The sequence below is a fragment of the Azospirillum sp. B506 genome (assembly GCF_000333595.1).
Lineage (GTDB): Bacteria > Pseudomonadota > Alphaproteobacteria > Azospirillales > Azospirillaceae > Azospirillum.
The window spans coordinates 1-3995 of sequence record NZ_BADK01000073.1; the positions used below are offsets into that span (position 1 = coordinate 1).

At 72.8% G+C, this 3995-nt stretch carries 2 protein-coding genes; both read left to right on the forward strand.

Going from position 1 to position 3995, the window contains the following annotated elements; all coding sequences use genetic code 11:
* Positions 1-308 (forward strand): TSUP family transporter (locus I71_RS02380; RefSeq protein ID WP_042689843.1); only part of this gene is annotated, 308 nt, incomplete at its 5' end.
* The coding region (locus I71_RS02385) for a beta-ketoacyl synthase N-terminal-like domain-containing protein (RefSeq protein WP_280109836.1) at positions 233-3995 on the forward strand (3763 nt) is incomplete at its 3' end. The genes I71_RS02380 and I71_RS02385, both read left to right, overlap by 76 nt.

Consider the following 3995-nt stretch of genomic DNA (forward strand, 5'->3'; position numbering starts at 1 on the left):
CGACGGCCAGGCGCGGCAAGCTGCACCGCCACATCTGGCTGCATGGCCTGCCCTTCAAGATGCGGTTCCAGCGCTCCAAGCTGTATATCTCCGCCCTGTTGCCGGCGGGGATCGGTGCGGTCGGCGGCATGCTGGTGGCGATCATGGGCATCGGCGGCGGGTTTCTTCTGGTGCCGGCGATGATCTATCTGCTGAACATGCCGGCCGGGCTGGTCGCGCCACCGGAACGGCGGTGGGCGATGCCACCGAAATCGCCAGCATGGGGCGGGTCTTCGCCGGCTGTGAGGGCGTCCCCATCGGGTCGCTGAAATCCAACCTGGGCCATCTGATCGCCGCCGCCGGTCTGGCCGGCATGGTCAAGGTGGTCCAGGCGATGGCGGCCGGCATCCGCCCACCCACCCTGCACGCCGACGCCGCGCCGCTGGACGGGATCGCCGGCTCCCCGTTCCGCCTGCTCGGCCGGGCGGAGCCGTGGGAGACGGACGGCCCCCGCCGCGCGGGCATCAGCGCCTTCGGTTTCGGCGGCAACAACGCGCATCTGGTCCTGGAGGAATGGCAGCCCTCCCCTTCGACGATCCAGGTGGTGGCCGCATCCCCGCCGCCTCTGCGCGTGGCCGTCGTCGGGCTGTCGGTCGTCACCGCCGCCGCCACCGGCTGTGACGATTTCGCCGCGGCACTGGCCGCCCCGCCAACCCCGGACGCCCCGCGCGCCCTGGACGGCATCACGCTGGACCTCGCCGCCACCCGCGTTCCTCCGGCAGACCTTCACCATGCCCTGCCGCAGCAACTGCTGGCGATGACGGCCGTGGGGCAGGCGGTCGCCGACTGCCCCGCCCTGCCGGCCGCCACCACCGGCGTGCTGATGGGCATGGGCTGCGATGCCGAGGTGGCACGGCGCGGCCTGGGCGTGCGTCTCGCCGACCTCTGCGGCCCCGACGCCCGCGTCGATCTCGGCCCGCCGCTGAACGCGGCCGGCGTCATCGGCACCATGCCCAACATCGTCGCCAACCGCTTCAACGCCCAGTTCGACTGGCGCGGCCCGAGCCATTCGGTGTCGGCCGAGGAGCTGTCGGGCATCGCGTCCCTGCGGATCGCCGCCCGCGCCCTGGTGACCGGCGAGCTGGATGCGGCGGTCGTCGGCGCCGTCGACCTGTCCTGCGAACCGGTCCACCGCAGCGCCCTGGCCGCACTGCGCCCCGACCTTGCCACGCCCAGCGATGCCGCGGTGGCCCTGGTCCTGCGCCGCGTGGGAGACGCCTCGGCCGCCGACGAGACGATCCACGCCATCCTCGACCTTTCGGCCGATGGGGAATCGGAGTTCACCATCGCCGGCCCGAAGGACGGTCCGCAGGGCGCCAGCCCGGTCACCGGCCGCTTCGGCCACGCCCACGCGGCGTCCGGCCTGCTGCATGTCGCCGCCGCCATCGTCGCCTGCCGCGGACGCCTGCAACCCTCCAGCGGCCCAGCCCGCCCCCGGTTGAGCGCCGGCCCCTTGCGCGCCCGCGTCACCGTCGAAGCCCTGGGCGGAGCGGCCGATGCGCTTCTCGTCGAAAGCGGCACCGCCGTCCACCCCGCCCTGCCGCCGCCCCCGGTGCGCCTGCGCTGGTTCGCCGCCGCCACCCGCATCGAGCTGTGCGAACGCATCCGGCGTGGCGCGGATGGTGGGCAAGGCCCTGTCCGCCTGTCCTTCGCCTGCGAGGCCGACAAGGAAGCTGACACCCTGTCCCGCGCGCTCTCCCTTGCCGAAGGGCGCACGGCCGCCGCCGACGGCATCCGGTTCCGCGAACGGCCGCTCGGCGGCGCGCTCGCGCTTGTCTTCACCGGCGCTGCCGCGGCTTACGAGGGCATGGGCCGCGAGCTGCTCCTGTCGATGCCGGACATCGGCCGGGCCGTCACCGAACGCTTTCCCATCCTGGCCCGTGCGGCGGAGCGTCTCTACGGGTCCGCCGCCCCGCTCGACGCGATGGCCCAGTTGCAGAGCTGTGCGCTGATCTGCCAGACCCATGCGGAGGTCAGCCGCAGCGTTCTCGGCCTGCGGCCCCAGGCGGTGCTCGGCCTGTCCTCCGGCGAGACCAACGCGCTGTTCGCCGCCGGTGTCTGGAGCGACATGGGCGCGATGTTCGCGGAGATCGCCGCCTCCGGCATCTATGGCCGCCATCTGACCGGCGACTGCCTCGCCGCGGCCCAGTTCTGGGGGCAGCCGGGCACCGCCGACTGGCGCAACTGGCGCCTGCTCGCCCCCGTCGGCGAGGTGGAGGCGGCGCTGGCCGGCCTCTCCCGCGTGTCGATCACCATCGTCAACGCGCCGCAGGACTGCGTGATCGGCGGTGATGCCGGGGCCTGCCGGCATGCGATCTCCCGCATCGGGGCGCACCGCGCCCTGCCGCTCGGCCAGGATATGGTGGTGCATTGCGCCGAGCTGGAACCCTGCGCCCCGCTCTGGCGCCGCATCCACAGCCGCGAGACCACGCCGGCCACGGGCATCGCCGTCTATGCAAACGCTTTCGGCCGGTCCTACACGCCCTCCACCGCATTGTGCGCGGAGGCTCTGACCCGTCAGGCGCTGGAGCGGGTGGATTTCCCCCGCACCATCCGCCGCGCCCATGACGACGGCGTGCGGATCTTCGTCGAGCATGGCCCGCGCAATGCCCTGTCCCGCGCCATTGCCGCAACCCTGTCCGGCCACGAGCATCTGGCGGTCAGCCTGGACCATCCCGGCCGCGCGCCCCTGGAGCAGCTGGCCCACGTCGCAGCAGACCTGTTCACCGCCGGACTCGACCCCGCCATGGCCGAGGTCGCCCGCCGCCTGGAGCGCCGCACCACGCCGCCGCCGGCCCTGCCCCTGACCTTCGCCGCCCATGCCGCCCCGGTGGTGGTGACCCTGGGACAACCGATGCCCCCGGCACCGCCGCTGCCGCCGGTCGCCGGCCTGCCGCCCGCCGATCTGGCCGCCCGCCGCCCGCAGGACGAAGCGCCGGAGCCGGTGGCATCCGAAGCGGCATCGGCGCCGGCCCCGACGACCGACAGTCCGATCGCCCGCATCCTCGCCCGGACGGCGGAGCTTCACACCGGCTACCTGAAGACCGCATCGGACCTGCACAGAACCTACTTGAACGGCTTCGGCATACCGGGGCTGTCCGTCCTCCCTCTCCCCGAGGGGGAGAGGAGACTTTCCCCCCTCTGGGATCGCACCCAGCTGGAAATCCTCGCCTCCGGCAAAATATCCGACATCTTCGGCCCGCTGTTCGCGCAGCAGGACGGCTATGCCCGTCAGGTCCGCATGCCGGAGCCGCCCCTGCTGCTGGTCGACCGCGTCGTCTCCATCGCCGGCGAGCCGGGCAGCATGGGGCTGGGCTCCATCGTCACCGAAACGGACGTGACGCCCGATGCCTGGTATCTGCACAACGGCCGCATGCCGGTGGGTCTCGCCATCGAATCCGGGCAGGCCGACCTGCTGCTGATCTCCTGGCTCGGCGCCGATTTGCGCAACAGGGGCGAGCGCGTCTACCGCCTGCTGGGTTGCGAGATGACCTGCCATGAGGGTGGCCTCCCCCGCGTCGGCGACACGCTGCGCTACGACATCCACATCGACGGCCATGCCCGCATGGGCGAGGTCGGGCTGTTCTTCTTCCATTACGACTGCCGCATCGGCGACCGGCTGGTCCTGTCGGTCCGCAACGGTCAGGCCGGATTCTTCACCGACCGCGAACTCGCCAACTCCGGCGGCGTGCTGTGGAGCGCCGAGGAGGATCGGCCGAAGGCCGGCGCCCGCCTCGACCCGCTGCCCTGCCCGTCACGCCACCGCGCCTTCACCGCCGAACAGCTCGATCTCTGGACCGCCGGCCGCGCCTTCGCCTGCTTCGGCGATGGGTTCGAGCTGGCCGGCTGCCACCAGCGCACCCCGGCCATCCCCCAGGGCCGCTTGCGCCTGATCGACAGCGTGAGCGTGTTCGACCCGCAGGGCGGTCCCTGGGGGCGCGGCTATCTGCGTGCCG